Source organism: Microbacterium wangyouchuni, assembly GCF_054072595.1.
On record NZ_JBSVRM010000001.1, the window covers coordinates 63,867 to 90,678 of the forward strand.

23 protein-coding genes are annotated in these 26,812 nt (G+C 64.7%); 9 read left to right on the forward strand and 14 right to left on the reverse strand.

Going from position 1 to position 26,812, the window contains the following annotated elements:
- Window positions 1-98: 98 nt before the first annotated feature.
- On the reverse strand, window positions 99-1,712 hold the full coding sequence (murJ, locus tag ACW5CM_RS00345; RefSeq protein WP_457123762.1) for a murein biosynthesis integral membrane protein MurJ: 1,614 nt from the start codon (window positions 1,710-1,712) through the stop codon (window positions 99-101).
- Window positions 1,705-3,870, reverse strand: coding sequence for a DUF6049 family protein (locus tag ACW5CM_RS00350; RefSeq protein WP_457123763.1), 2,166 nt, complete (start codon window positions 3,868-3,870; stop codon window positions 1,705-1,707). Before ACW5CM_RS00350 ends, murJ begins: the two co-directional genes overlap by 8 nt.
- Window positions 3,871-3,976: 106 nt before the next feature.
- Here ACW5CM_RS00350 and ACW5CM_RS00355 point away from each other — a divergent pair, with 106 nt between their 5' ends.
- The 4 genes from ACW5CM_RS00355 (at window position 3,977) to ACW5CM_RS00370 (ending at window position 7,497) form a co-directional block, all read left to right on the forward strand.
- Window positions 3,977-5,488, forward strand: a complete 1,512-nt coding sequence (locus ACW5CM_RS00355) for a DUF7059 domain-containing protein (RefSeq protein WP_457123764.1) — start codon at window positions 3,977-3,979, stop codon at window positions 5,486-5,488.
- A gap of 96 nt (window positions 5,489-5,584) precedes the next feature.
- Window positions 5,585-5,998: a type II toxin-antitoxin system Phd/YefM family antitoxin gene (locus tag ACW5CM_RS00360; protein ID WP_457123765.1), complete on the forward strand. Its 414-nt coding sequence runs from the start codon at window positions 5,585-5,587 to the stop codon at window positions 5,996-5,998.
- On the forward strand, window positions 5,995-6,402 hold the full coding sequence (locus tag ACW5CM_RS00365) for a type II toxin-antitoxin system VapC family toxin (RefSeq protein ID WP_457123766.1): 408 nt from the start codon (window positions 5,995-5,997) through the stop codon (window positions 6,400-6,402). Before ACW5CM_RS00360 ends, ACW5CM_RS00365 begins: the two co-directional genes overlap by 4 nt.
- 42 nt (window positions 6,403-6,444) lie before the next feature.
- On the forward strand, window positions 6,445-7,497 hold the full coding sequence (locus ACW5CM_RS00370) for an LLM class flavin-dependent oxidoreductase (protein ID WP_457123767.1): 1,053 nt from the start codon (window positions 6,445-6,447) through the stop codon (window positions 7,495-7,497).
- A gap of 112 nt (window positions 7,498-7,609) precedes the next feature.
- On the opposite strand, the gene pilO is transcribed toward ACW5CM_RS00370, so the two are convergent.
- From pilO to ACW5CM_RS00425, 11 genes are all read right to left on the reverse strand, one after another.
- The gene (gene pilO, locus ACW5CM_RS00375; protein WP_438252382.1) at window positions 7,610-8,173 is read right to left on the reverse strand and encodes a type 4a pilus biogenesis protein PilO; all 564 of its coding nucleotides are present in this window, start codon (window positions 8,171-8,173) and stop codon (window positions 7,610-7,612) included.
- 4 nt (window positions 8,174-8,177) lie between these two features.
- Window positions 8,178-9,014 (reverse strand): PilN family protein, encoded by an 837-nt coding sequence (locus ACW5CM_RS00380; protein WP_457123768.1) that lies wholly within the window; start codon window positions 9,012-9,014, stop codon window positions 8,178-8,180.
- A complete protein-coding gene (gene pilM / locus ACW5CM_RS00385; protein WP_457123769.1) occupies window positions 9,014-10,051 on the reverse strand; it encodes a type IV pilus assembly protein PilM in 1,038 nt (345 codons plus the stop codon). Before pilM ends, ACW5CM_RS00380 begins: the two co-directional genes overlap by 1 nt.
- 40 nt (window positions 10,052-10,091) lie before the next feature.
- Window positions 10,092-10,907, reverse strand: a complete 816-nt coding sequence (locus ACW5CM_RS00390) for a prepilin peptidase (RefSeq protein ID WP_438252378.1) — start codon at window positions 10,905-10,907, stop codon at window positions 10,092-10,094.
- Window positions 10,904-12,472, reverse strand: coding sequence for a DNA-directed RNA polymerase subunit beta family protein (locus ACW5CM_RS00395; RefSeq protein WP_457123770.1), 1,569 nt, complete (start codon window positions 12,470-12,472; stop codon window positions 10,904-10,906). The genes ACW5CM_RS00390 and ACW5CM_RS00395 overlap by 4 nt, the downstream gene beginning before the upstream one ends.
- Entirely contained in the window at window positions 12,469-13,131 is a 663-nt protein-coding gene (locus tag ACW5CM_RS00400; protein WP_457123771.1) for a prepilin-type N-terminal cleavage/methylation domain-containing protein, read from the reverse strand. Before ACW5CM_RS00400 ends, ACW5CM_RS00395 begins: the two co-directional genes overlap by 4 nt.
- A complete protein-coding gene (locus tag ACW5CM_RS00405) occupies window positions 13,116-13,736 on the reverse strand; it encodes a type IV pilus modification PilV family protein (RefSeq protein WP_457123772.1) in 621 nt (206 codons plus the stop codon). The genes ACW5CM_RS00400 and ACW5CM_RS00405 overlap by 16 nt, the downstream gene beginning before the upstream one ends.
- 94 nt (window positions 13,737-13,830) lie before the next feature.
- On the reverse strand, window positions 13,831-14,268 hold the full coding sequence (locus ACW5CM_RS00410; protein ID WP_457123773.1) for a type IV pilin protein: 438 nt from the start codon (window positions 14,266-14,268) through the stop codon (window positions 13,831-13,833).
- 220 nt (window positions 14,269-14,488) lie between these two features.
- Window positions 14,489-15,730: a type II secretion system F family protein gene (locus ACW5CM_RS00415; RefSeq protein WP_457123774.1), complete on the reverse strand. Its 1,242-nt coding sequence runs from the start codon at window positions 15,728-15,730 to the stop codon at window positions 14,489-14,491.
- Window positions 15,731-15,732: 2 nt separating this feature from the next.
- On the reverse strand, window positions 15,733-17,520 hold the full coding sequence (locus ACW5CM_RS00420; protein WP_457123775.1) for a type IV pilus twitching motility protein PilT: 1,788 nt from the start codon (window positions 17,518-17,520) through the stop codon (window positions 15,733-15,735).
- A 53-nt stretch (window positions 17,521-17,573) separates the two neighbouring features.
- Entirely contained in the window at window positions 17,574-19,625 is a 2,052-nt protein-coding gene (locus ACW5CM_RS00425; RefSeq protein WP_457124103.1) for a GspE/PulE family protein, read from the reverse strand.
- Between the two features lie 343 nt (window positions 19,626-19,968).
- On the opposite strand from ACW5CM_RS00425, the gene ACW5CM_RS00430 reads away from it, so the two are divergent.
- The 4 genes from ACW5CM_RS00430 (at window position 19,969) to ACW5CM_RS00445 (ending at window position 24,977) form a co-directional block, all read left to right on the forward strand.
- The gene (locus tag ACW5CM_RS00430) at window positions 19,969-21,396 is read left to right on the forward strand and encodes a CCA tRNA nucleotidyltransferase (protein WP_457123776.1); all 1,428 of its coding nucleotides are present in this window, start codon (window positions 19,969-19,971) and stop codon (window positions 21,394-21,396) included.
- A gap of 172 nt (window positions 21,397-21,568) precedes the next feature.
- The gene (locus ACW5CM_RS00435) at window positions 21,569-22,846 is read left to right on the forward strand and encodes a GAF domain-containing protein (RefSeq protein ID WP_457123777.1); all 1,278 of its coding nucleotides are present in this window, start codon (window positions 21,569-21,571) and stop codon (window positions 22,844-22,846) included.
- A 105-nt stretch (window positions 22,847-22,951) separates the two neighbouring features.
- On the forward strand, window positions 22,952-24,502 hold the full coding sequence (gene exaC, locus ACW5CM_RS00440) for an acetaldehyde dehydrogenase ExaC (RefSeq protein ID WP_457123778.1): 1,551 nt from the start codon (window positions 22,952-22,954) through the stop codon (window positions 24,500-24,502).
- Between the two features lie 82 nt (window positions 24,503-24,584).
- Window positions 24,585-24,977 (forward strand): DUF779 domain-containing protein, encoded by a 393-nt coding sequence (locus tag ACW5CM_RS00445; RefSeq protein ID WP_457123779.1) that lies wholly within the window; start codon window positions 24,585-24,587, stop codon window positions 24,975-24,977.
- 262 nt (window positions 24,978-25,239) lie between these two features.
- On the opposite strand, the gene ACW5CM_RS00450 is transcribed toward ACW5CM_RS00445, so the two are convergent.
- Window positions 25,240-26,382, reverse strand: coding sequence for a hypothetical protein (locus ACW5CM_RS00450; RefSeq protein ID WP_457124104.1), 1,143 nt, complete (start codon window positions 26,380-26,382; stop codon window positions 25,240-25,242).
- A 71-nt stretch (window positions 26,383-26,453) separates the two neighbouring features.
- Between ACW5CM_RS00450 and ACW5CM_RS00455 the strand changes: the two genes are divergently transcribed.
- Window positions 26,454-26,810, forward strand: coding sequence for an avidin-fold protein (locus tag ACW5CM_RS00455; RefSeq protein ID WP_457123780.1), 357 nt, complete (start codon window positions 26,454-26,456; stop codon window positions 26,808-26,810).
- The last annotated feature ends 2 nt before the right edge of the window (window positions 26,811-26,812 follow it).

Below are 26,812 nucleotides of genomic sequence, written 5' to 3' on the forward strand. Positions count from 1 at the left end.
AACCAATGGTAACCGCGCGGCATTCCCGCAGGCGGAGCAGCAGAGGCAGCAGCCGGAGCAGGCGGGCAGCAGAAGGAGCAGCAGAAGCCCAGAAAACCTCAGCGGCCGGGGAGGAAACGCTTGAGCATCGTGCCGGCGACCGCGAGCTCGGGAGCGCGCATCACGGCGAGCAGTGCGATGTAGACGATCACGACGACCGCGCCGATGATGCAGGTGCCGATGGCGCCGAGCAACTGGCTCGACAGCGTCCAGCCGCCGATGCCCCCAAGCAGCAGGAACACTCCCCATCCGGCGAAGCCGGCGGGCACAGCGGCGAGGGCGAACCGGCCGAAGGCCAGGAGCCATGATCTGACCTGCAGACCACCGATCTTGCGGTGCAAGAGCCAGGTCGCGATGATTGTCTGGATCGTGCTGGCGATGGACTGGGTGAGCGCGATTGTGGCGGCGAGTCCAGTGATCTCGATCACGCCGGTGTTCAACAGCCAGAGTGCGACGAACGCGCCTCCCACGATGAGCACACACTGAAACAGCGTGAACCAAAACGGGGTGCGTGTGTCGTCGTAGGCATAGAAGGTGCGCTGCACGATGAACAGCACCATCAACGGAAGCAGTCCGACGAGGTAACAGAGCAGCACGATCGCGGCATCAATCGAGTTCGGCGCCGTATTGGTGAAGACACGGGATGCCGGAAGCGCTGCAGCCGCGACGGCGGCGACGGCCGCAAACATGAAGAAGCTAAGGGTGCGAATGCTGCGCCCGATGTCCGAGCGAACTTCATCGTGCCGGCCCGCAGCGGCGTGCTCGCTGATCTGCGTGAAGTAGGGGGTTCCGATCGATATCACGATGATCGAGTAGGGGAGCATGAAGACTAGCCACGCGTACTGCATTGTCGCAACAGAAGCGCCGTCCGCGGACGCAAGATAGGCGATTCTGTTCTGCACCGTTCCCGCGGTCAGGCTGGCTATGGCCATCAGGAAGGTCCAACCGGCGAGCTTGCCGACGTTGCCGAGGCCGACGCCACGCCAGCGGAAGTCTGGCCGCAGCGAAAGGCCGGTGCGTCGCCAGAACAGGAGAAGCACGACCGCCTGAATAACGATTCCCAGCGTGGCGGTGCCTCCGAGGCCCGCGATCATTGCCGGAGTCCAACCCTCGACGCTCGTCATCGTTTCACCGAACACAGCTCCGAGAACCAGGAAGCCGATGATCGACACGATGTTATTGACTACCGGAGCCCAGGTGAATGGTCCGAACACACGGCGAGCGTTGAGCGCCTCGCCCAGCAGGGCATAGAGACCGTAGAACAGGATCTGGGGGAGGCACCAGTATGCGAATGCCGTCGCCAATGCGTACTGGGCCGGCGTTGCATCTGCCGAGACCCAGATCAGCCAGGGGGCAGCTATGGTGGCCAGGCCCGTCACGACAACGAGCACCACAGTGCCGAGCGTGAAGAGCTTCGAGATAAAGGCGTTGCCACCGTCGGCCTGCGCGCTTGCTTTCACGATCTGCGGCACGATTACGGCGGTCAGAATGCCAACAGATATCAGCGAAAAAACACTGTTCGGCAGCTGATTAGCGATTCCAAACGCATCAGCGGCGCCTGAGCCGACCGAGCCGATCACTGTCACCAGCACAATGCTGCGCAGCAGCCCCGTGACACGCGAGACCATGGTGCCGGCGGCGATGACCGCACTCGCGCGCCCGAGACTACTCACCGGTCACCTGTTCCTCCGCAGCATCCGAACGTGAAGAAGCATCCGATGAATCGGCATCCCGCCGCCGGCGAATCACGGTCCGCACGATTCCGAGGATCAGCAGCACCCCGATGATTCCGCCGAGGATGCCGAGGCCGATGCCTTCCCATTCGGCGCGCACGGTGACTTTCGCGGTCTGGTCGGTGCCGATCGGCACGCCGGTGGGGGAGCTCAGACTGAAGCTCACTTCGAGCTCGCCGCTTCCGACGCGCGCTTCGACGGGAACCTTCACCCGCTCGTTGCTCGCCGGCTGCGCCACCACTTCGGTGAGCGGCTGCACGTCGAGACGGGCATCCGAGGGGAGCGAGGTGAGTCGCACGTTCACTCGCCAGGGAAGATCGTTGCGCACCCAGACGGGCAGCGGCGCCGCCGCCGTGAACAGCTGGACGGGGCTCGGCTGCTGAACGCTGACCGCATTCAGTGTGGTGCGGGTCTGTTCCTGGTGGGCGGTTGCGGCTTCGGCATACTCTTCGGATGCTCCGACACCGATCAGACGCAGAATCTGCAGGCGTTCGGGCGCGAGCATGACCTGAGGGTCGTCGAGTATTGAGGAGAACGCGGTGAGGTGGGTTTCCTCTGCGAGCATCTGGCCCAGGGCCGCGGCACGATCTGTCGAGGCGCCTCCGGCGAGGGTCACGGATGCCGGCGCTACAGCGCGCAGTTCGGAAAAGCTCAGGGGGGCGGCGATCGCGCTCAGTGACAGGATCGTCTCGCGCAGGGCGTCCGCAGGTCGACTCTCGTCGCGGTCGAGTCCGATCAGCAGGGGACTTCGCACATCGGTGAAGCTGAGCTCGGCGATTCCCTCCGCGACCTTGCGCTCGCGCGCTTCGGCATCCTCGGTGGTCGCGGCTTCGGAGAGGGCTTCAGAAGCGCGGGCATCCAGCACCAGCAGCCGGTGACCGTCGATCTCCACGGCAGCACTGGTGGGCGCGGAGACGGCGGTAGACGGGATGATCGTTGTCGCAGCGGTCGTCGCATCCGATTCGAGATAGCTTGCGAAAACCTCGATATCTGCGGTTCTGAGATCTCCCAGCGGCCAGAGGATGCCAGATTCAGCACCGTCGATCGCGATCAGCTCATCGTCGGTCGGAATCTCGGGCGCGGCCGGTGTCGACGATGGTGTCGGTGTGGGCGTGGCCGTGCCCGGAGCGGCCGTGCCCGGAGTGGCAGTGCTCGGAGTGGGCGAGGGTAGTTCGACGAAGTTTTTCTCGTCGATGTATGGCGAGAACGACAGCGGCGTCAGCAGCCCGGGTAGTCCCGCTTGGGCTTGCACCGTGGCATCCGCATCGCCACTCTGTAGGGCGAAGCGCTCGTTGGGGAGCGTCTCTAGTCGCTCGAGCCAAGCGGTCGCCGTCTGCGGGGCTGCCGACCCGAGAACTCGGATAGCGGCGGGAATCAACGGATCGATCGCCAGGGCGGCCGGGGTGCCGGCAACGCCGTCCAGCTGGGCGGTGAGCGCGCCATCGGCGGCGGTGAGCGTGGTGAGTTCTTCTGCGGTCAGCAGGCCGCCGTCTGCGGGAGTGGCCGTGAGGGGGACGACGACCGACACCTGGGCGGTGCTGTCAGCGTTGACGATGAGGACGCTCGTGGCGGTGAGGTCGGCAGCATCCGTCTCTCCGGCGTTCTCGCTGTCAGCACTGTGCAGAGTGACCCGCAGCGGGTAGACGCCCTCGTCGAGCTCTCCCAGTGCCGCGGCTGGTGTGACGACCGACATCGTCGCTGACGCGGATGCTGCAACGACCGTGGAGCTTTCGTTGCTGACCGGCGCGAACGTGCCGGTGGAAACGCCGGCATCAAGCCACGATGCCAGGGCTGCACTGTCGGTGATTGGTGTGCGGTTCAGTTCGACGGTGACGAGGCCGGCAGGGAAGTCCGTGTCGGTGTCATTGGTGATGGTGATGCTCGCCAGCAGCGGAGATCCGGGCTCGATCACGCCGTGCAATCCGGTGGAGAGTGAGATCTGCACCGCGTCGGAAATGACTTCGTCGATCGCGGCAGAGGCGGGGGAGACGGCGAGGAACTGCGGGGTGACGAGGAGTCCGGCCGCGAGTGAGAACGCGACGAAACCGCGTGCACAGCGCTGCGCGCGCACACGACTGCCGATTCGGGGGCTGATCAACGTCTCTGGTCTTCCTCGGGCGCCGTGGCGGCCAGCCCGTGAGTTGTGACCCTGCAATTCTAGGCGGGCGTCATCGGGGAAGCCTGAAGGCGCGTAAAGTGACGCCGTGTCTGTACCTCTCCCGCCCACACCCGACCAGCCGCTGGTCGCCGCCCTCGCCGCCGACCTCACCGCGGCGGACTTCTTCTCTGAACCGCTGCGCCGGCTCTGGGGCGAAGAGGCCGACGACGCGCTCGGACGTGGCGTTCGCGAACCGGTGCTGCGCGCGATCGCGCGCGATGTGGGACCGTTGGCGACGCTTGGTCGATTCTTCGTGCTCGGGATGCCGCAGCCGAGCGATCTTGTCGCCGCCGCGCTGCCGCGGCTGGGCCTTTCGGGCCTGGAACACCTGGGTTTCGTGACGATCGGTGATGATGCGGATGCCGTGCCCTCGGTGCTCGTGCGTCCGCAGTCGTTCGTCGACGCGGATGGCATTGGGGAGTGGTGGATCGCCAGCGACTTGGATGAGCTCGCGCTCGGCACGGAGTTGCCGGCTGATCACGTGCTGGGCGTGGGTGGAGCATCCCGCACGCTTGCCGAACTCATCATGCCGATTCCGGTGGCTCGTGCGCTGGATCTGGGCACCGGATGCGGCATCCAGGCGCTGCTGGTCGCCCGGCACGCCGATGAGGTTGTTGCCACGGACATCTCGGCGCGGGCGCTCGCTTTCGCTGAGCTCAATGCCCTGTTGAACGGGGTTACGAACATCACGTTCCGATCGGGCAGCATGTTTGAGCCCGTTGCTGGCGAGCAGTTCGACCTGATCGTCTCGAACCCGCCGTTCGTCATCACGCCGCGCGTGGATGGTGTGACCGCTTACGAGTACCGCGATGGCGGGCTGATCGGCGACGCACTGGTGGAGCAGTTCCTGCGGGCGGTGCCGGAGCACCTCGCCGTCGGCGGTGTCGCGCAGCTGCTGGGGAACTGGGAGTCGCGTGCCACGATCGATCCGGGCCTCACCCGGCTTGAGGCTTGGATCGACCCGACGCTCGATGCCTGGGTCATCGAGCGGGAGGAGCTCACACCGCTCGGATACGCCGAACTGTGGATCCGTGACGGCGGCACCACGCCGCGCGATGGCGCTTTCGACCGGATGCTGACTGCCTGGCTGGACGATTTCACCGAGCGGCAGGTCACCGCGGTCGGGTTCGGATACATTCTGCTGCGCCGCCCGGCTTCGGCGGATGCCCCGCGCCTGCGCCGTTTCGAGAAGGTTTCACAACCGCTGTCGGGGACCGGTCGCGCGCTGCACAGCGGCCTTATCGCCCACGACTCCTTAGCCGACGGCATCCCGATGACACTGATCACGGCGCCCGATGTGACGGAGGCGCGGCACTTCATGCCCGGCAATGACGATCCGAGCGTGATCGAGCTCCGTCAGGGCGGTGGCTTCGGTCGCACGATCTCGGTCGACTCCGGGCTCGCCGGCTTTGTGGGCGCCTGCGACGGCGAGCTGCAGGTCACGCAGATTGTGGCGGCGTTGGCCGACCTGTTCGAGGTTCCGTTGGCAGATCTGTGGACGGATCTCGAGCCGCGCATCCGCCAGCTCGTGCTGGACGGATTCCTCGTCGCGGGGTGACTGGGGCGGCGCCGGGACTCCCTGGCCATCGGGACCTCCGGGCCCGCTCGGGACCCGCGGACCCCCGACCCGCCGCGTTGGGAGGAGTTCGCACGCATGGGCGGAGCTTTCCGCGCAGTTCTTCAGCCCAAGCGTGCGAAGGCCTCCCATGACGGCGCTCCCTGTCGCCATGATGCGCAGAGCCCACTGCAAAAAATAGCCCTTTTACGTCAGAATAGAGCTAATTGTGAGGTGATCGAGGTGTCCGTACCCGTCGTTCCCATCAGTGAGTTCAAGGCAAATCCAGCTAAGTTCATGACCAGTGGCGCGGTCGTGACGAATCATGGAAAGCCGCAGGCGCGACTTGTGCCGATCGTCTCCGCGGATTCCCGCAGGATCAGCGGTGTTGTTGATGCTGCAAAGGTTGCGCTGACGGTGCTGTATGGTATTCAGCCCGCTGAGGACGTTGCGGCAGAACTTAACGAACTTTCTGCCTCTCGCGACGCACGTATCGTCGGCGAGCCGCAGTGACAACGCGCGGTCTCATTGACAGCAGCGCTCTGATCGGAGGGTTGCCGGAGTCTGTGCTCGAACACATTGATGAGTACTGTTCGTCCACGATCGTTCGCGCAGAACTCTCGTGCGGTCTGCGTGTTTTCCGCACATCCTTACGGATAGCGCAGGCGAGTCGGCGCGAGACTTTGCTTCGGGTGCTCGATTCTCTCCCTGGATTCTGGAAGGACTTCGACGCTGCGGCATCCGATGGGTACGGCGAACTGGCCGCCAGCACGACACAGGCGATGCGTGTCAAAGATGCTCTCATCGCCGGCCATGCGCAGAGCCTCGGAGTTCCCGTTTTCACCCGGGATGTCGGGTTCACGAGGTTCACGTCCGTTGAGGTCAAGCTCATCGAGGGCGATGACGGTGCGGTCTGAGAAGAAGGAATGCCACCGGCATCCATTCGGTTGCATACGAGCATGAAGGCTTTCGGATTCCTCTCGTTCGGGCACTATGCCGACGTCCCCGGCTCGGGCACTCGCACGGCGGGCGACATGCTGCATCAGAGCATCGACCTCGCTGTCGGCGCCGATGAGCTCGGCGTCAACGGTGCCTATATGCGCGTGCACCACTTCGCCCGACAGGCCGCGTCGCCGATGCCTCTGCTGGCCGCGATGGCTGCGAAGACGGAGCGCATCGAGGTTGGTACCGGTGTCATCGACATGCGCTACGAGAATCCTCTGCAGTTCGCAGAGGAAGCGGCCGCGCTCGACCTGATCGCCCGGGGCCGCATTGCGCTTGGCGTGAGCCGCGGCTCACCCGAGACGGCGCTGCGTGGGTATGAAGCCTTCGGCTATGTCGGCAGCGAAGATCCCCGCGGTGCTGATCTCGCCCGGGACAAGTTCGATTTCTTCCTCGAGGCGATCGATGGTGCAGCTGTCGTACAGGGCGATCCGCAGCAGGTCGGTGAGGGGCGTTACCTGGCGATCGAACCGCAATCCCCGGCGCTGCGCGATCGCATCTGGTGGGGCTCGGGTTCGCGAGCGACCGCGGAAGAGACTGGGCGCCGGGGCCTGAACCTCATGAGTTCGACGCTGCTGACTGAGGCGACGGGAGCAGAGTTCCACGTGCTGCAGCGCGAGCAGATCGACCAGTACCGCGCTGCGTACCAGGCCGCCGGCCACACTCGTACGCCGCGGGTATCAGTCAGCCGCAGCGTGTTCCCGCTGGTGTCCGACAAGGACCGCGCGTACTTCGGAATGCGCAATGCCGACAACGGCGACCAGATCGGCATCATCGACGGGTTCCGCTCGACGTTCGGCAAGACGTACGCGGCAGAACCGGATGCTCTGATCGCGCAGCTGCGCGCAGACGAAGCCGTCATGGCTGCTGACACGCTGATGCTCACCGTCCCGACGCAATTGGGGGTCGACTACACCCTGCATGTGCTGGAGTCGTTCGCGAAGTACGTCGCCCCCGAGCTGGGCTGGAAGCCCAACACCGAGGGGCCTGTTACGGGGTACGAGGTTTAGCGACCTCCCCGCACGGATGGGCGGAAAACGCAGCGATGGGCGGAGCCTCAGCAACTGAAGCTCCGCCCATCCGTGCGATCTCCGCCCAACACTGCGGCGGGAACAGCAGCTATTACCGCGGCTTGAGCACCCAGGTGATCCCATTGAGGGTGAGCTGAGCATCATCCGGGCCGGTGTACTGGCTGTCGACGACGGTGATCAGGCGCTGCGAGCCCTGCACGTTACCGGCGAACTGCTCGAGCTGACCACGGTCGCCATATGCCGACAGGGTGACGTTGACCGCGATCAGCGTGCCGCTGGCCGTTGTACCGATCGGCACACCCTCCGGTGCCGCGTAAGCGTGAGGAGTGTCGAACGACAGGTTACTCATGGTCACGCCGGTCGATTCGGCCGCGGCGTTGATCTGGTCGATCAGGGCCTGCTGCGAACGGTTTGCGGGCACCTTCGTCTGCAGATGAGCCAGCTGTCCCCGGTACTCATCGATGCGCGCATGGTCTTCGGCGAGGGCGGCGTTCTTGCGCTCCTGCACGAGGTTGATCTGCTTGATCGATGCGGTCTGCGCATTAGCGGTGGAGATGCGGTCGAGCTGCGGCTGCACACCGACGAACCATCCCGCCATGAGGATGATCACGGCGAGCAGACCGATGGCGACCAGTGTCAAACGATATTTGGACATGTTGTTATTCCCCCGCACCTGTCGCGTCTTCGGTCAGCTCGTCCGAGCCTGCCGCCTCGCCATCAGCGGGTGCGGCCGGAGCCACCTCGGGCAGTGCGACACTGGCCTCCAGTGCACTGTGCAGCGCGGCGAGCTGCTCCGCGTCGAGCTCTCCGACGCGTCCGGTCCCACCGAGAGCCGCAGCGTTCAGCTGCACGGAGCCCGTGATGACGTAGCCCTCGTCGTTCTGGCCGGAGACGGCCGAGACGGTGGCTGTGGAGTACCCCGTGAACGCCTGAAGTGCATTCAGCAGCGGCGTCGGCGAGTCGAAGACTTCGGCGGCAGCGGTGAAGCTGATCTCGATGACTCCGGCGTGGTCGAGGCCGGTCACATCGAGCGCAGATGCACTGCTCGACGTCGTGGACACACCCTTGACGGTGATCACTTCTGAGGTGATCTCGACGCCCTCAGGCATCGCCATGTCGAGTTCGCGCATGAGCCGTGCCCAGTCTGTCTCGGAGTACAGCGCCGAGTATTCCGCTGTCTCGTAGTCGACGAGCAGCGCCTTGATTCCGGACACTTCGGAGTACTGCTTCTGTTCGATGAGCAGCTGCGCCTTGCGCGCATTCTCGTCAGCCAGCGCACCCTCGGCGGCGTTGGCCAGGAACGAAACAGCCAGGGCACTAACCGCGGCGATCAGAGCGAGACCCACCAGACCCAGAGCGAGCAGTCTGGACGTCGCGTTCTCCTTGCGACGCACTCCGACGATCGGAGGCAGAAGGTCGACACGGGCGATGGTCGCGACGCTGGACTGCGCCGTGCGCCGCGGCTGTGCCGGAGCGGACTTTCCTAGTTTCTTCATCACTTCCCTCCCACGGTGACACCCAGCGGTGCCGCCAGTTCCAGTGCCCAGCGCTCAAGCCCCGACGCACGCAGCTTGCGGCTGACCGAGAACGACTCGAGCGGGTCGCCGTACGAGGTGGGTACGCCCAGCGCGCGGGTCAGCACGGGGGCGAGCCCGGTCAGGCGGCTACCGCCACCGGTGAGCACGACGTTCGAGATCGGCTTGGTCGGGTGCGCGTTGCTGTAGAACTTCAGGGTGTTCCGGATGCTGTCGATCAAAGCGGCCACGGTCTCTCGCAGCACGGTCTCCGCTTCGATATCGCGCGCGGTGGCGGCGCCACCCTGCAGACCACGGCTGATTTTGTCCTGCTCAGCTTCGGCGAAACTGATGCCGAGCGCCCGCTCGATGCTGCGAGTGACGTCGTCACCGCCGCTGGGCACCATACGCACGAATTCGGGCATCGCACCGTTGGAGATCACAACGGTCGTGCTGGCCGCGCCGACGTTGATGATCGCCTGGGTGCCGCTTCGGGCATCCGCCAGAGTGCGCAGCAGCGCGAAACCAGAGAAGTCGATCGCGTCGACGTAACGGCCGGCCTTCTCGATGGAGTTTACGGTCGCTTCCAGGCTGCTGCGCGCTGTCGCGACGAGCAGGCCCTCCTGCTTCTGGTCGTGGTTGTCGGTGACCGAGCGCAGCGGCAGGAAGTCGAGGATGGCGTCGTCGAGGTCGATGGGCACCTGGCCTTCGACAGCGAATCGCAGGGCGGCCTTGCGACGGGCGCCGGCGATGTCCGGGAGGACGACCTCACGAACGACGACCTTGCGGTTGCTGATGCCGAACACGACCTTGTTGGTCGTGAAGCCGCCAGCTTTCCACAGGTCCTTGATCGCGGCGACACCGCGACGCTCATCGATGATCTCGCCATCGAAGATGGTGCCCTCCGGCACGGTGACGGCTGCAAACTTGCTCAGCTTGGGGCGCTCCGAATAAGGAGCGTCGACCTGCACGCCCCGCAGTCCGCGTCTGCTGAGGTCGAGCGCGACTACTCCTGCCATGTGTGTCCTCCGTAGTGTGTTGACGATGAATCCTGGCGGGTCATGACAGACCGACCAGAGAGAGGTAGAGCCCGGCTATCGCGGGGCCGGCGAAGATGCCGATCCACGATCCGCCGAGCATGAACGGGCCGAAGGGAAGACCGGATTTCCGGTCAGCTTTTCGGGCAAGCATGAGGGTGACGCCGACGACGCCGCCGATGAGAAAGGCGCTGAAGCCGCCGATGATGAGCTGCGGCCAACCCAGCCAGCCCAGCAGCATCCCGAGGACGCCAGCGAGTTTCACATCGCCGCCGCCCATTCCGCCGCGGTATCCGACGGCGAGCAGCAGGTACAGGCCACCAAGAGCCGCGAAACCGATCACGGCCGTGATCAGGCGGGGATAGTCGCCGGTGAGAACGGATGCCAGCACGAGAAGCGCTGCAGTGACGACATACGACGGATAGGTGATGACGTTGGGGAGCAGATGATGGTCAAGATCGATCAACGCCAGAGCGATGCCGGTGGCGGCCCAGAACAGCAGCACCGGCAGCACCGCGAAGGGATAACATCCGGCGTACGCGCCCCACATGACGGCGGCGAAGGCTGCCGCCGTGGCAACTTCAACAGCGGGATAGCGTGCCGAGATTCCTGCCGAACAGTAGCGGCAACGTCCGCGGAGGATGAGGTAAGAGAGCACCGGGATGTTGTCGAACCAGGCGAGTGGATGCTCGCACCCGGGGCACGCGCTGCCGGGGCGCACGATACTGACCCCGCGCGGTACACGCCACACGACGACGTTGAGGAAGGAGCCGATCAGCCCGCCGAACAGTGCGGCGAAGGTGACGGCAAACCACGCCGGAATCAAAGCCTCGGTCATCCGATCTCCTTGTAACCGCCGAGGGTCGAGCCCGAGGTGATGGCCGGAGCGTTCCACTTCTGGGCGGAGGAGCCGTTGCAGGTGAGTAGGCGGATGTGTGACCACGCGTAGCCGGGTTCGGGAACCGCGGCCAGGCAGAGCGCAGGGTTGTCGGCGAGTTGGAACGTGTAGCTGGTGAGCGTGGAGCCGGTGTCAGCATTGCGGATGAACTTCTGCGCGTGCGACAGCGATGCGACGTTATCGGGCTGATTGCACGTGGTGAAGTGGACGTCGGTGTTTCCGGAGCCGGTCGGACGCGCCGTCAGGCAGTACGTGACGTTGCCCGGTGCGATGACCGACAGTGACTGTGGCGCTGACGTTGCGGCGCCGACCGGCTCGTCGTAGAACCACTTGTGGTTCCACAGCATGTTGTCGCCGGTTCCGGTCGGGTCCTGCTTGCAGGGGTACACGATCATGAAGTTTTTCGAGATCACCGCATCCGTGACGTCCATGCAGCGGCCGAACTCGCTGAAGTTCACGATCTGGTGGGTGCCGTGGCTCGCACCGCCGGCACCGACGCTGGGCGTGGGATTGAAGACGCCGGTTTTGGTTGTGTTCTCCACGAGAGTCGTGCCGTTGAGTCCGAGCCAGCGTTGGCTGCGGTCGTCGTTGTCGCGGTTCTGCCCGACCCAGGAGCCGGGGAAGTCCCAGCTCCACAGCTGGTTGCCATAGGCGTCATCGTTCGTTGCCGCACACGAGCGCAGAGTGGCATCCACGGCGCTGTTGTTGGTTCCGGTGGGGGTGGGCACCCACTCCTGGCCGGTGACGCACAGCACGGTGGGCGCTCCGATCGTGCTGGCAAGCTTCAGGCGATAGTCGGTGTCGTACACCCACATGTTGACCTGGTCGTCATTGCATTCCGCGACAGGAACCATGGCAACGCTGCTGCCCTCGGTTGCCGCCCCGGCCTTCAGGCAACTGGCGGTGTCGGTGCTGTGGATGAGCCCGCCCGGGATGTTCACGTTGGTGGTGGTGAATCCGTAGAGGGCGGTGATGGTGCGGTCACCGACAGATTCTGCCAGTCCGCCGACCGCAGAGTCGGCGCCCGCAGAGACCATGCGCACGAACTTCGGCTGTGCGCCAGGGTCGTCTGTGAGCGGGAAGGGCATCGCATTGGTGGCGAGCCAGGCATCGCTCTGCCCGGTGGGGTCTTGCTCGAAGTACTGCAGTTCCACGGTGTAGCTGAGCGTGCCGTCGCCGTCGCCATCAACTGTGCCGGTAAGGCTCTGGGGAAGCTTGGTCGGGTCGCCGTAGGTGATTGCCGACGCACCGACACCGACGGTCTTCGTGTTCGAGCGCAGTACCGAGAGTGCCGATTGGATGCCGGACTGTGCAGCGTAGCCGGTGCGGGTGTTCTTCTGCGCGACCTGAGCGGACTGCGCCTGCGAGAGCAGCACGCTTAGCAGAACCAGCATCACACCGCCGGCGAAGACGGTGAACAGCACACTCATGAGCAGGGCGGAACCTGACTCGCGGGTGGCGCGATTGCGCACCGGGCCCATGATCATCTGTGCCAGTCGGATCATGAGCGGTAGTCCGTTCCTGCGCAGACGGGGGTCATACTCTGACCTGCCGCGCCGATCGCGTTGGAGGTCGAGTCGACGGTGCTGTTCTTCGCGTAGATGGTCGCCGAGGTCTCGGTTCCGGCGGCTTCGGAAAGACCGGCGAGCGTGTGCACGGTGAGTCCCTGATAGTGGGTGGTGGTACCGCCATCTGCGGCGATGGTGCGGAATGGGTAGACGTTGGTGGATTCGCCGCGGATGTCGCTGACCAGAACGTTCCAGGTGCCTGTCGACGGGGAGCTGGCGGCATCCCAGGTGCGCATCGCGAGTTTGCCGTCTCCTGCGGTGTAGCGCAGCTGCGTGCAGGTGTCGACGCCGGACGATGCCGATGTGGCATCCGTGCGCCATTCCACGTAGGAGGCGCCGGCGTTGCTGCCGGGGTAATTGATGGAGTCGGCGTAGCGCACCGAGCGCTCGATGCGCTGCATCGCGATGCCGACAGAGCTCGAGGTCTGTGCGTCGACGCGGGCCTGGGTGGATGCGCGAGACACCGAGACGATTGCGGAGATGAACAGCACCAGGAACACCGAGAAGACGCCCATTGCGACGAGCAACTCGACGAGCGTATAGCCCTGCTCGTCTCGCCGGTCGAGTCGGCGCGGTGCGGTCAGTCGGTTCGCCATGTGAGGTCGCCCTTCGTGTCGAACAGCCCGGTGGTCGTGTAGCGGCAGGTGTCGCCGCCGTCGCACTTGCCGGCATAGGTCACGACGACGACGGCGCGAATGAGCTGACTCATGTCTGCGGCAAGAGGAGAAGTGGGGCCCGGGTCTTGGTCGGCGCCGGGCAGGGGAGTGCAGAGGCCGCCGGTGGGCAGCTGGTAGCAGGTGCCGATCAATACGACCGAGTCGTAGTCCGACCCGCTGCGGGTGATCGTCTGTTCGATCTCGATCGTGGTGGCGGCAGCCGGTGTGGCAGACCACGCGGGATAGGTTTCGGCGATGCCGGGAACGCCGGATGCGGCGTTCCATGCGGCGGCGACGGATGCTTCGGAGCGCCCGGCGACGAGGCTGCTGAGCTGCGCGCTGGATGTCGTCATACGCACAACCTGGTCCATGCGTTCGGTGGCGACGGAGACGGCGGCCTGGGTGCGCTGCTGCTGTGTGGAGAGGTGCAGGCCGCGGATGGTGAAGGCGCCGACCGCGACAGCGACGGTCATCAGCAGGCTGATGGCGATGATCACCTCAATGAGGGTGAATCCTTCTTCACGCTGTGATGTGCGGGGGCGCATCAGCATGCTCCTTCGGTGTTTCGGGGGCCTGACGGTTTTGTGCCTGCACGGAGAACCGTGCAGGCACAAAACGCGGTGAATCAGCCGATGCGACTTACGGGGTGCCGCCGGTAGGCGTGTCCCAAGAACCGAGGCCGGCAGAGCTCTCGTATACGTAGTCTTCGTCGTTGACGTTGTCGTTCGAGCCGGTGATTGTGTAGGTCTGGTCGCCGTTGAACGTGATCACGATCTCGTTGTCCGGGGACACGGTGCCCGTGAATGTGTCGACCGTGTACGGGCTACCACCGGTGAAAGACAGGCCATCAACGCTTCCGTTGTTGGCTGTGCTTGCCTGCTCGACGACGAGGACGGCGTTGGTGACGTCGCTCTCGACGGAGGACTTCCAAGCGCCCTCCCGCATGTTCAGGAAGATCGGGATGGCCACAGCGGCCAGGATGCCGATGATGATGACGACGACGAGGAGCTCGATCAGGGTGAAGCCCTTTTCGCCGTTCTGGCGCTTGGCCATGACGTCTGCAACACGCTTGTTCATGTGTGTTCCTTTTCAAGAAATAGTTCGGGGGATTGTCGACGTGTGTTTAGTCGGCAGCCTTGAAGCTAGCAATTCTTTACGCATTCAGGCAACAAACGCCATTCCGGGCGTGTCGTAAAAATCCCAGGTCAGACTCGATTTTTCTGGGTCGATCAATCAAAGTGTGGCGCATATTATGAAATAGCCACACTTGTACGGAAACAAATTGAATTCGAGAGATCTATAGCGACTGAATATCCTGGAAGATCATGAACATCGGCATGTAGAGTGCGACGATCATGAAGCCGAGCAGCCCACCCATGAGCACGATCATGAGCGGCTCGATCATGGCCGTGAGCTGCGAGCTCATCGTCTCGACCTCGTCGTCATAGAAGTCGCCCGTCTTCGCGAGCATCGTGTCGATCTCGCCGGACTCCTCACCGATGCCGACCATCTGCACGAGCATGTCGGGGAAGACCTCGGCCTCGGCCATCGCCTCGGCGATCGGACGACCCTGGCGAACGGCATCCTGCACGCTGATCAGCGCCGCATTGATGACGTAGTTGTCAGACGTTGCGCCCACGATCGACAGCGACTGAAGGATGGGCACGCCCGAGGTGAGCATCGTGGAGAAGTTGCGCGCGAAGCGGGTCAGCGCGATCAGCTTGTTGAGCTTGCCGAAGACCGGAAGCTTCAACTTGATCGGATCGACCACACGGCGCACGGCCTCGGTGTTCTTGCTGCGGCCCCACCAGATGCTGAACGCGATGATCGACACGATGAGGATCGGCGCGACGATGGGCATCGCCTCCGATAGGTCGACGAGCACCTGGGTCGGGCCGGGGAGGGCACTGCCGAGGTCGGCGAACATGCTCTCGAACACCGGCACGATAAAGATCAGCATCGCAGCGACCGCCACCAGTGCGACGATGAGCACCACGACCGGGTAGGTCATGGCCGACTTCACCTTGCTGCGCAGTTTGGTCTCGGCCTCGAAGTTGTCAGCCACCATCAGCAGTGAGCGATCGAGGAATCCGCCCGCTTCACCGGCGCGGATCAGGTGCACCATGATCGGCGGGATGATCAGCGGGAACTTCTCGAGCGACACGGACAGGGCAGAGCCGCCCTCGACGTCAGTGGTGACCTCGACGAGGGTGCGCTTGAGCTTGGGGTTCTCCACCTGATCGGTAACGATCGACAATGCACGAAGAATCGAGACACCGGCGTTGACCATCGTGGCCATCTGCCGGGTGAGGACGGCGAGGTCCTTGAGCGAGGGGTTGCGCTCCAGGCCCGGGATGTTGATCTCACGCTGCAGGCCCGTGCCGCCGCCCTTGGCCGCGAGCTTGTCGGGAATGATGCTCTGCGCCTTGAGCTGCTGGATCGCCTGACCCTCGGAGGGGGCATCCAGAACACCCTTGACGGTTTTACCGCCGGCGTCGATGCCCTTGTAGGTCCACTGCTGGGTTTTGGTAGCAGCCATTTTCAGTTCGCTCCGCTCCGGCCGCCCACCGACTGGCGGGTGCCCTCAGGTGTCATATCGACGGTCGCTGCCCGGCTGATGCCACGGTTGCGCACGAGCTGTTCGAACTCGGCGACATCCTGCGCGATCTCAACAGCGACGCCGTACTCGATGTCGCCGGCGAGCACGAGACGCGCGAGGTCCTGATCGAGGGTGTGCATGCCGATATCGGTTCCGGCCTGCAGTGCGGTGCGCAGCTGGTGCGTCTTCCCCGCGCGGATCAGCGCCTGGATCGCAGGGTTCACGAACATCACTTCGGTGGCGACGGCGCGGCCCTTGCCACTGGCTCGGGGGATCAGTGTCTGCACGATGACAGCGCGCAGGGTCGCTGCGAGCTGGGTGCGCACCTGCGCCTGCTGGTGCGCCGGATAGACGTCGATGATGCGGTCGATGGTCTGTCCGGCATCCTGCGTGTGCAGTGTGGCGAACACGAGGTGACCGGTCTCGGCTGCGGTGAGGGCCGTCGAGATGGTCTCGAGGTCGCGCATCTCACCGACCAGGATGATGTCAGGGTCCTGACGCAGCGCGTGCTTGAGAGCGTCCGAGAAGCTGTGGGTATCAGCGCCGACCTCGCGCTGATTGATGATCCCGCGCTTGTGGTTGTGCATGAACTCGATCGGGTCCTCGACCGTGATGATGTGCGAGGCGCGGCTGGAGTTCGCCTTGTCGATGATCGCGGCGAGCGTCGTGGACTTTCCAGAACCGGTCGGTCCGCACACGAGGACCAGGCCACGGGGCAGGTTGGCCAGTTCGACGAGTTCGCGCGGAAGACCGAGCTTCGTCACGGACTTGATCTCGGTCGGGATGATTCGAAGCGCCGCGCCCAAACCCCGCTGGTCCTGGAAGATGTTGACGCGAAAACGCGCGATGTCACCGACGGAGTAGGCGAGGTCGAGTTCGAGTTCCTTCTCGAAGACGCGCATCTGCTCGGCGGGAACGAAGCCGTCGATCACACGCGCGATGCGGTCGCGGTCCCAGATCGACGTCTCGGCAACCGACTTCAGCTGCCCGTCGATGCGCACGACCGGGGTGGACTCGGCGACGAGGTGAAGGTCAGAAGCACCCAGGTCGAGAACAGCGGCGACGGATGCCACGAACTCCGGATCGACCTCCGGGTTCTGCCCGATCAGCACCGCTTCGATCTCGTCGAAACGGCTGGCAATCGGCGGCTTCGACATCGTCTGCTCGGTGAAATCCGGAAGCGACGCGTCGTGTGCGGTCGGGAAGTGCGCCGGGGCGGCGAAAGCGGAAGGGGTGCTGAAATCAGACATCGACGTGTCGAGAATCTGGGTGACGGCCGCCGGCTCGGGCGCGCGTTGCGGCTGCTGCATCGGCGGCATCGTCGGCAGCGCAACGGTGAGGTCCTGAGGAATGAATGCTGCGGGCGCTGCAGGCGCTGCTGCCGGGGCAGGCGCAGGCTGAGAGCGACGCCGGATCGGAGCATCGTCGGCGTACATCGGTGCCGGGTCGAACGCGCGCTGCTGAACCGGCTGGGGCTGAACCGGCTGCGAGTAAACCGGCTGCTGCTGAACGGGCTGCTGCTGAACTGGCTGGGGCTGAGTGCGCTGCAAGGGCTGCACGGGCGCGGGCTGCACCTGCATGGGCTGCACCGGCGGCGTCATAGCGGGCAGCGTCACACCGGGGACGCCGTTGAGGAACGAGCGCAGCTCGGAGTCGACCTCGGACCCGCCCAGCAGTGCGTCGAATCGGGAGCCGCCCAAATCAGACGCGAACTCATTTTCGTTCGCCACTAGTGCTGCCTTTCATATGTGGAACTGTGTGCTTATTTACGCCGGGGAGGCGGTCACACGGTGACTCGGAGAATTTCCTCGATGGCGGTGTGGCCGAGTAGCACCTTTGCCCAGCCATCCATCCGGAGCCGGACCATGCCGTTCGCCTCGGCGTACTCGGCGATTTCTGCGGTGGGAGCGTTGGCGACCGCCATCCGCTCGATCTCCTCATCGACGGCCATGACCTCGTGCAGGGCGATACGACCGCGATATCCGGTGTTCGAGCACTGCGAGCATCCATTGGGCCGATAGACCGTCGGCGCACCCTGCATCGGGTCGATGGGCACGTTGAGAACGCGAAGCTCCATCTCGGTCGCTTCGGATTCGATCTTGCAGCGCTCGCAGAGACGGCGAGCGAGTCGCTGCGCGACCACCGAGTCGAGGGCGGAACCGACGAGGAACGGCTCGACGCCCATCTCGATGAGACGGGTCACCGAGCTCGGAGCGTCGTTGGTGTGCAGGGTCGAGAGCACGAGGTGACCGGTCAGGGACGACTCGATCGCGATCTTCGCCGTCTCCTCGTCACGGATCTCACCGAGGAGGATCACGTCGGGGTCGGATCGCAGGATCGAGCGCAGCGCCGAGGCGAACGTGAGGCCGGCACGGTTGTTGACCTGCACCTGGTTGATCCCGGGCATCCGATACTCGACCGGATCCTCGACGGTGATCACGTTCACCGTGGGCTTGGCGATGGTCGCGAGTGTTGTGTAGAGCGTGGTCGATTTTCCGGAACCCGTCGGACCGGTGACGAGCATCATGCCGTAGGGCTTGGAGAAGCTCTTGCGGTAGATGTCCATGTTGCGATCGAGCATGCCGAGGTCGGAGAGCTTAAGGCTGGCGACCGGTGAGTCGAGCACACGTGCGACGACTTTCTCGCCCCACACCGTCGGCAGCGTCGCGACGCGGAGGTCGACAGTTCGACCACCGTGCGTGATAGAGATGCGACCGTCCTGCGGCTTGCGGCGCTCGCCGATGTCGAGGTCGGACATGACCTTGATGCGGCTGATGACGCCGGGGATCATCGAGCGCGGCACACGCTGCACTTCGGTGAGCACGCCGTCGATGCGGTAGCGCACGCGCAGTTCTTCGCGACCGGGTTCGATGTGGATATCCGAGGCGCGGTCCATGATCGCCTGGCTGATGATGAGGTTGACGAAGCGGATGATGGGGGCTTCGTCGTCGGCCGCGGCATCGGCGACGTCCTGTGTCCACTTCTCCGTTTCACCGGCGGCTTCGCCTTCGAACGCGGAGGTGAGCTCTTCCAGCTCGGAGTCGACGCGGTGGTAGCGGTCGATGGCCGCGAGAATCGCGTCGCGCTCGGCGACGACGGGAACCACCGGCATTCGAACAACGGCTGCGACGTCATCCAGCACGACGACGTTCTCGGGATCGGCCACGGCGACGACGAGTCGTTCACCGACCCGCGAGATGGGCAGCACGATCTGGCGGCGGCACATCTGATCGGGGATCAGGTCGACGACGGTCGGCTCGACAGTGAACTCGGTCAGGTCGACATATGCGAGGCCGAGGCGTTCGGCCAGCGCGATGGCGAGCTCGCGCGGAGTCTCGGGCTCAGCCTCGGGTGCGACAGTCGGCGGTTCGGAAACTGCGGGGGCCCCGGGGGTGGTGGGGGCCGGGTGAACAATCGGTGCAACAACGGCGGGTGCAACGAAGGCCGGTGCAACGACGGCTGGGGCAACGGGCTCGGATACGGCTCGGGCATCGAGCGACGCCACCGACTCGGCGCGACGACGAGCGCGTCGAGATGTCGGCTCCGGTGCGGGGGTGCCGGTCTGATGCGCGGAGAGGTGCTGGTTCGCCGACCTCGGTTCCACGGCGGGGGAGCGCGGAACCGAGGCCGAGGTGTGTGCCGGAGAAGTGTGCGCTGTCTGCGCATTCTGCGCGTCGCCGGTGAGCAGCGACTTCCAGATCAGGTCACGTGTCGTGGGCGCGCCGTCGGGGTTGACGGCAGCGGCGTCGGGGTACGACGGCGGAGCATCCAGTCCCGAGGATCGCGCATAGTGCGCTCCCTCAGCGGGTGCCTCCGATCGTTCCCGACGGAACATCGCCACGAATCTCTCCGGTTCTGTTGTGTTGTGATGTGAACCTGCTTCGCCGTGCGGGGGGACACGGCGAAGCAGGGCACTGCTAACCGCAGGCACGCCAAATAGCGCGTCAATCACGCGGTTTGTTTCCAGCGATTCGGGTCGCTCGAAACAGCACAGGAGGGCAGATCCGGCCGGAACGGCACGGATCAGAAGCCTCGCAACAACCAACTATGCATTAAGTTTGGGTTCTATACAATACGAACCGTACCGAAACTTATAAATACTTATAAAAATCTGCCCCAGCGTGCACACGCGCCGGGCTGACGACGGGGGCAAGAGCTCCCCCGGTACGCTGGAACCCATGCTCAATATGGCCGAGGGGCTCGCGCGCCTGCGCGACCTTGCAGAAGGACCCGTCGTTTCGGCGCTCGCCACAGCGTTCCAGGCCGCGGGCTTCGAGCTCGCTGTGGTCGGGGGGCCGGTGCGTGACGCGCTGTTGGGCCGAGTGACCCACGACCTCGACTTCACGACGAACGCCTCGCCGGATGAGATTCTCGAGCTCGTCAAGCCAATCGCAACCGCGCACTGGGACATTGGTCGCGCATTCGGAACCATCGGCGCCCGTGTGCAGGGCGAGCAGGTGGAGATCACCACGTACCGCGCCGACAGCTACGACGGGGTGACGAGAAAGCCCACCGTCGAGTTCGGCACGGCGATCGACGGCGACCTGGTGCGCCGCGACTTCACCGTGAACGCGATGGCCCTGCAGGTGCCGGCGGTGAAGCTCGTCGACCCGACCGGCGGCGTTGAGGATCTCGTCACCGGAATCCTCCGCACCCCCACCGACCCGAATGTGAGTTTCGGTGACGATCCGCTTCGGATGCTGCGTGCCGCCCGCTTCAGCGCGCAGCTCGGTTTCGACATCGAAGAGGCGACGCGCGACGCGATCGTGCGACTGCGCCAGACGCTGAAGATCGTCAGCCCCGAGCGCATCCAGAGCGAGCTCGTACGGCTCATGCAGACCGACGACCCGGTCCGGGGCATCCGTGTTCTGGTGGAGACGTCGCTGATCGACGAGTTCCTGCCCGAGGTCACCGCGCTGCAGCTTGAGGTCGATGAGCACCATCACCACAAGGACGTCTATGAGCACTCGCTCACGGTGCTGCAGCAGGCGATCGAGTTGGAGCATGTGCGGCATCCCGACGCCGACCCGGATGTGCCGCTGCGGATCGCCGCCCTGCTGCACGACATCGGCAAGCCGCGCACGCGCAAGCTCGAGCCCGGGGGAGCCGTCAGCTTCCATCACCACGATGTGGTGGGCTCGCGGATGGCGCGCAAGCGCCTGCAGGCGTTGCGCTTCGACGGTGAGACGACGGATGCCGTCACCGCTCTGATCGAGTTGCATCTGCGATTCTTCGGCTACGCCGAGGGCGCGTGGACCGATGCCGCTGTGCGCCGCTATGTGCGCGATGCCGGCTCGGTGCTGGAGCGTCTGCACATTCTCACTCGTGCCGACGTCACCACTCGCAATCGTCGCAAGGCTGCCCGGCTGGCCGGTGCGTACGATGACATCGAAAAGCGCATCGCGGACCTGCGCGAGCAGGAGGAGATCGACTCCATCAGGCCAGAGCTCGATGGCAATCAGATCCAACAGATCCTGGGCATCACGCCGGGCCGTGAGGTCGGCGAGGCGTACAAGTTCCTGCTCGAGGTGCGCCTCGATGAGGGCGTGATCGGTGCGGATGCCGCCGAGCAGCGCCTGCGCGAATGGTGGGCCGCGCGCGGCTGAGTGCCGGCTTTCCAGGCGGGGGTGATTGTCGACCATCGGTCGAGTCGGACGGATGGGCAGACAGGGATGCGCCGTACTCGTACACTGGGAGCACACTCGGTCATCGTCGATCGGAGACATAGTGTCATCGCCGTGGTCAGCATCACGTGATAACTCCCCGGAGGCATCACGGTTGATCATCGAGCGTGCGCACGAAGAACTTGTCGCCGGCAATCTCGACGACCGTCACCTGGAACACATCCGCCCGCTGGTGCGCGACTCCTGGGAGAGATCCTGGAAGCGGCGCATCGGAGCCGAGGATCTGCCGCCGCTGGAGCTGTCGGCAGAAGAGCTGCAGCTGTTTCGTCAGCAGCATCCGCTCGCGAGCGTCATGGACATGATCCGCGGACTGCTCCTTCCGGGAGATCCGGAAGAATCCGGCGTGATGGTCGCTGTCGGCGATCATGCCGGACGTCTGCTGTGGGTGGAGGGCGACCTGCAGAAGCGGTTGCTCACCGGGGAGGCGGGACTGGTCGCGGGGGCGAACTGGGCCGAAGATACTGTGGGAACGTCCGCTCCTGGAACAGCGATCGCCCTGGGCGAATCGGTGCAGATCCACGAGGCGGAGCACTACAACCGTCTGGTGCATCCCTGGTCGTGCACGGCGGCGCCGGTGTTCGACCCGGAGACGAAGCGGATCCTCGGGGTCATCGACGTCACGGGCGGACCCGAGGTGGTCACGCCGCAGGCACGCTTGCTGGTGGATGCCACCGCCCGGGCCGTGGAATCCGAGCTTCTCGTGGCACGACTGCGGTCGCGAAGCAGCGCCCCGGCCACCCCTCGCCGCAAACAGAGACGTGCATCGGCGCCGACCCGCATCGTGCTGCAGGTGCTCGGGCGTGACCGCGCGCGGCTGGAGGTCGCCAGCGATGACGCCGAGACGATGATCGACCTGAGCGCACGCCATGCCGAGATTCTGCTCACGCTTGCGAACTACCGGCAGGGACTTTCTGCCGACCGCCTCGCCGAACTCATCTACGGCCCCGGGGCATCCGTCGACACGCTTCGGCCCGAGCTCGTCCGTCTGCGAAAAGTGCTGCAGCGCATCGCCCCGGAACTCGTACCCGAATCCCGGCCCTATCGACTGACCGTTCCGCTCGAGACCGATGCTCGTAACGTTCTCTCACTGCTCGATCGCGGCGCACACCGGGTAGCGCTGACGGCATACCGCGGGCCGGTGCTTCCGGATTCCACGGCGCCCGCGGTGGAGGAGTTCCGCGAATCCGTGCGCGCGGCGCTGCGTGAAGTCATGCTCACCGAGGCCAGCATCGACGTGCTGCTCGCCTACATCGAGATCCCCGAGGGCGCCGAAGACGAAGAGGTGCTGCGCCTGTGTCTGGAGATGCTGCCGGCGCGCTCGCCGCGGCGCGCGGGCCTGGTCAGCCGAATCGAGAAGCTGGAGCGCGGCTGAGCGCAAGCGGATGCAACGTGCCGCATCCTGGCGCAACGTTGCGGGGTTTACCTTCGACCCAACGCCGCGCAGTCCAGATGCTGCGGCCCGTCGAAGGAGACGCAGATGACGATCGTCGAAGAGACCGTGTCCACCGCTTACGCTGCACCAGGTTCTGCCGGTGCCATCGCGAACTATCGCCCGCGCTACGGTCACTACATCGGCGGCGAGTTCGTCGAACCCGTCAAGGGGCAGTACTTCGAGAACGTGAGCCCCGTCAACGGCAAGCCGTTCACCGAGGTCGCCCGCGGCACCGTCGAAGACATCGACCGCGCCGTCGACACGGCATGGAAGGCGTTCTCCTCCTGGGGTAAGACCAGCCCGGCCGAGCGCAGCCTTGTCCTCAACCGAATCGCCGACCGTATGGAACAGCACCTCGAAGAGATCGCGGTCGCCGAGACCTGGGACAACGGCAAGCCGGTGCGCGAGACTCTCGCAGCCGATATCCCGCTCGCCATCGACCACTTCCGCTACTTCGCCGGCGTACTGCGTGCACAGGAGGGCTCGCTCAGCCAGCTCGACGAGAACACCGTCGCGTACCACTTCCAAGAACCGCTGGGAGTGGTCGGCCAGATCATCCCGTGGAACTTCCCGATCCTGATGGCGGTGTGGAAGCTCGCCCCCGCGCTCGCCGCAGGTAACTGCATCGTGTTGAAGCCGGCCGAGCAGACTCCGGCATCCATCCTGTATTTGTTCGAGATCATCGGCGATCTGCTGCCGACCGGCGTCATCAACATCGTCAACGGCTTCGGCATCGAGGCGGGTGCTCCGCTCGCGCAGCACAAGAAGATCCGCAAGATCGCCTTCACCGGTGAGACGACGACCGGCAGGCTGATCATGCAGTACGCCTCGCAGAACCTCATTCCGGTCACGCTCGAGCTCGGCGGAAAATCCCCCAACCTCTTCTTCGAAGATGTCGCGCGCTCGACCAACGACTCGTTCTATGACAAGGCACTCGAGGGCTTCGCGATGTTCGCGCTGAACCAGGGCGAGGTCTGCACCTGCCCGTCACGAGCCCTCATCCAGCGCTCGATCTATGACGGATTCCTGGGCGACGGCCTGGCCAGGGTGGGAAAGATCATCCAGGGCAACCCGCTCGACAAGAACACGATGATCGGCGCACAGGCATCCAACGACCAGCTGGAGAAGATCCTCAGCTACATCGACATCGGTAAGCAGGAGGGAGCGAAGCTGCTCACCGGTGGAGAGCGCGTTGACCTCGGGGGCGACCTCACCGACGGTTACTACGTCGCGCCGACCGTGTTCGAGGGCACGAACAGCATGCGTATCTTCCAGGAGGAGATCTTCGGTCCGGTACTCGCCGTGACGAGTTTCGACGACTACGACAACGGGATCGACATCGCCAACGACACTCTGTACGGACTCGGTTCCGGCGTGTGGACGCGCAGTGGAGACACCGCCTACCGCGCGGGCCGTGCCATTCAGGCCGGGCGCGTATGGACGAACACGTATCACCAGTACCCGGCGCACGCCGCGTTCGGCGGATACAAGCAGTCCGGCATCGGTCGGGAGAACCACCTGAAGATGCTCGACCACTACCAGCAGACGAAGAACCTCCTCGTGTCGTACGCCGAGGGCCCGATGGGCTTCTTCTGACCCTTCGACAGGCTCAGGGACCACGACCCTCGGGTGGGCGTCGCCGCTGGCGCCCACCCGAGAACCACCGAAGGAGATCGACATGGTGAGCATCGGGACCTACCATCGGGTGGCGGTGACGGATGCCGCGGCATCGCTGCTGCGCGAACTCACCGCGCAGCATGGTCCGCTCATGTTCCATCAGTCCGGCGGATGCTGTGACGGCTCAAGCCCGATGTGTTACCCGGTGGGCATGTTCATCACCGGGCCGAGTGATGTGCTGCTGGGCGACATCGACGCCGGACTGGATGCGCCCATCGAGGTGTACATGTCCGAGTCGCAGTTCGAGTACTGGAAGTACACCCACCTGACCATCGATGTCGTACCCGGCCGCGGTGCGGGATTCAGCGTCGAGGGACCGACCGGGATGCGGTTTTTGATCCGGTCGCGGATGCTGAATGACGCGGAGCTGGCGTACTTCGGTCTGGGCGACTGAACGCACCGGTCAGACGCGCGCGGCGGATGACCGCGCTGCTAGGGGTTTGACGGCCTGCAACCTCCCTGCAACCTCCTGCAACCTCGTTTGGGATACCGTCTGACTCATACGCCGCGATCGTTCAGTCCCCAGCTGACAAGTGGCGTCGGACGGCTCAGCCGTCCACAAGGAGGGAGTTCGTCTTCTTCTGTATCCCAAGGGGGGATGGGGTGGGCGCAGTTCCCCAGACAGCGCCCACCCTGATACCTGCTCGTGCCGGTGCTCAGCGCGCGAACTGCATCCAGAACCAGACGATCCCGAAGCACACCACGGCGACGATCGGAATCCAGCGGCCGCTGCGCTTGAGGCGCCGACCGCTGTGCGCGACGCCGGGCGGCGGGGTCAGCATCCCGGCCGGTGCCGCAAAGGGAAGCGCATGCGTTCCCGCGATCGGCGCCTGCGCGGGAGCAGTGCTCTGCGCGGGGGCATCGCTGTGCGCGGCAGCCAGTCGCTCGTCGCGCCACCGGGCCCACTGGTCGAATTTGGTGATGAGCGCGCCGACGGCGCCGAACAACCATGCCCAGGTTGCCGGATCCAGTGTGGACGCCGCACGTTTCGTGTACAGGAACAGCCAGTCATCGACGATCTCGACATCGAGCTGTGCGGCGTTGTCGACGAAACGCGCCATGATGTCGGGGGTGAAGAGGTAGAGGGCATCCGCCTCATAACCCTCGGGGCAGTAGAGCGTGAAGTACCGGTCGAAGTCGCCCTCGAGCGAGAGGCGCTGCTCCTTCTGGAACGATGCCGGAAGGTTGGTGCCGAACCCGTTGTTGCCGAGGGCATCCAACACGATATTGGGCAGCGGCACATCCAGCTTCACCGCGACGTAGCCCCACGAGTGCGTGGTGGAGTGCTTCCCCGACCCGGTCGTGTACTGATAATTGCCGAACTCGACGAAGCGCGGCGAATGCCCGCGCACCAGGCGGTCCGAACGACGGGAGCGACCGATGTTGAAGATCATTCCCGGCAGCTGCGGATCATTGATCCGATCCTCGTAGGTCATGTTGTTCGCGGCGGCGAACTGACTAAGGCGGTATCGGACGACTTTGCCCTTGTGCATGGCGGACCAGGCGATGATCCCACCGATGGTGATGATCGCTGCGACCACGATCACCGGCAGCAGGTTCAGCGGACTGCCTCCGCTTGTGAAACTGCGCAGCATCAGGGTGAACAGCGGGATCAGCGTTCCGATAAAGAGCACTCCGAAAACCGAAACGACGACGATGGCGATGATCGTGCCGATCGGCATCGACGAGCCGCCACGCGCGCGCATGGCGGCGGTGAACGCCTTGACTGCACCCGGATCGACAGGTTCGGTCAGTGCGCGGGCGTCGAAGGCGATCGGCTGGGAGCTGGAGGCGGGCATGGTCACCCGTCCACGGTAACCGCAGGAGCCTGATGGTCAGCGACTGCGCGTGGTGTTGCCATAATCAAGGGGTGAGCACGCAGACACTTCTCCCGTCACTGGACGGACGTACCTTCAAGATGACCTCCTCGACGACGTCGGTCGTGAACCACGACGCGCCGAGCACATTCCGCTACTTCGAGAAGGATGGCGTCGTCTGGGGTGACTACATCGGTGACACTGTCACCTTCGGCCAGTTCGTCGGCACGCGCACCGGGAACGTCATCAGCATCAACTTCGTTCACGTGCTGGTCGCGGACGGCTCCGTTGTCACCGGATCGGGTGACAGCAACATCGAGCAGGACGAAAACGGGCTGCGCCTGGTCGAGCACTACGAGATGTTCGGTAAGCCGCAGCTCAGCATCTGCGTCGAGGTTCCCGCGGCCTGACG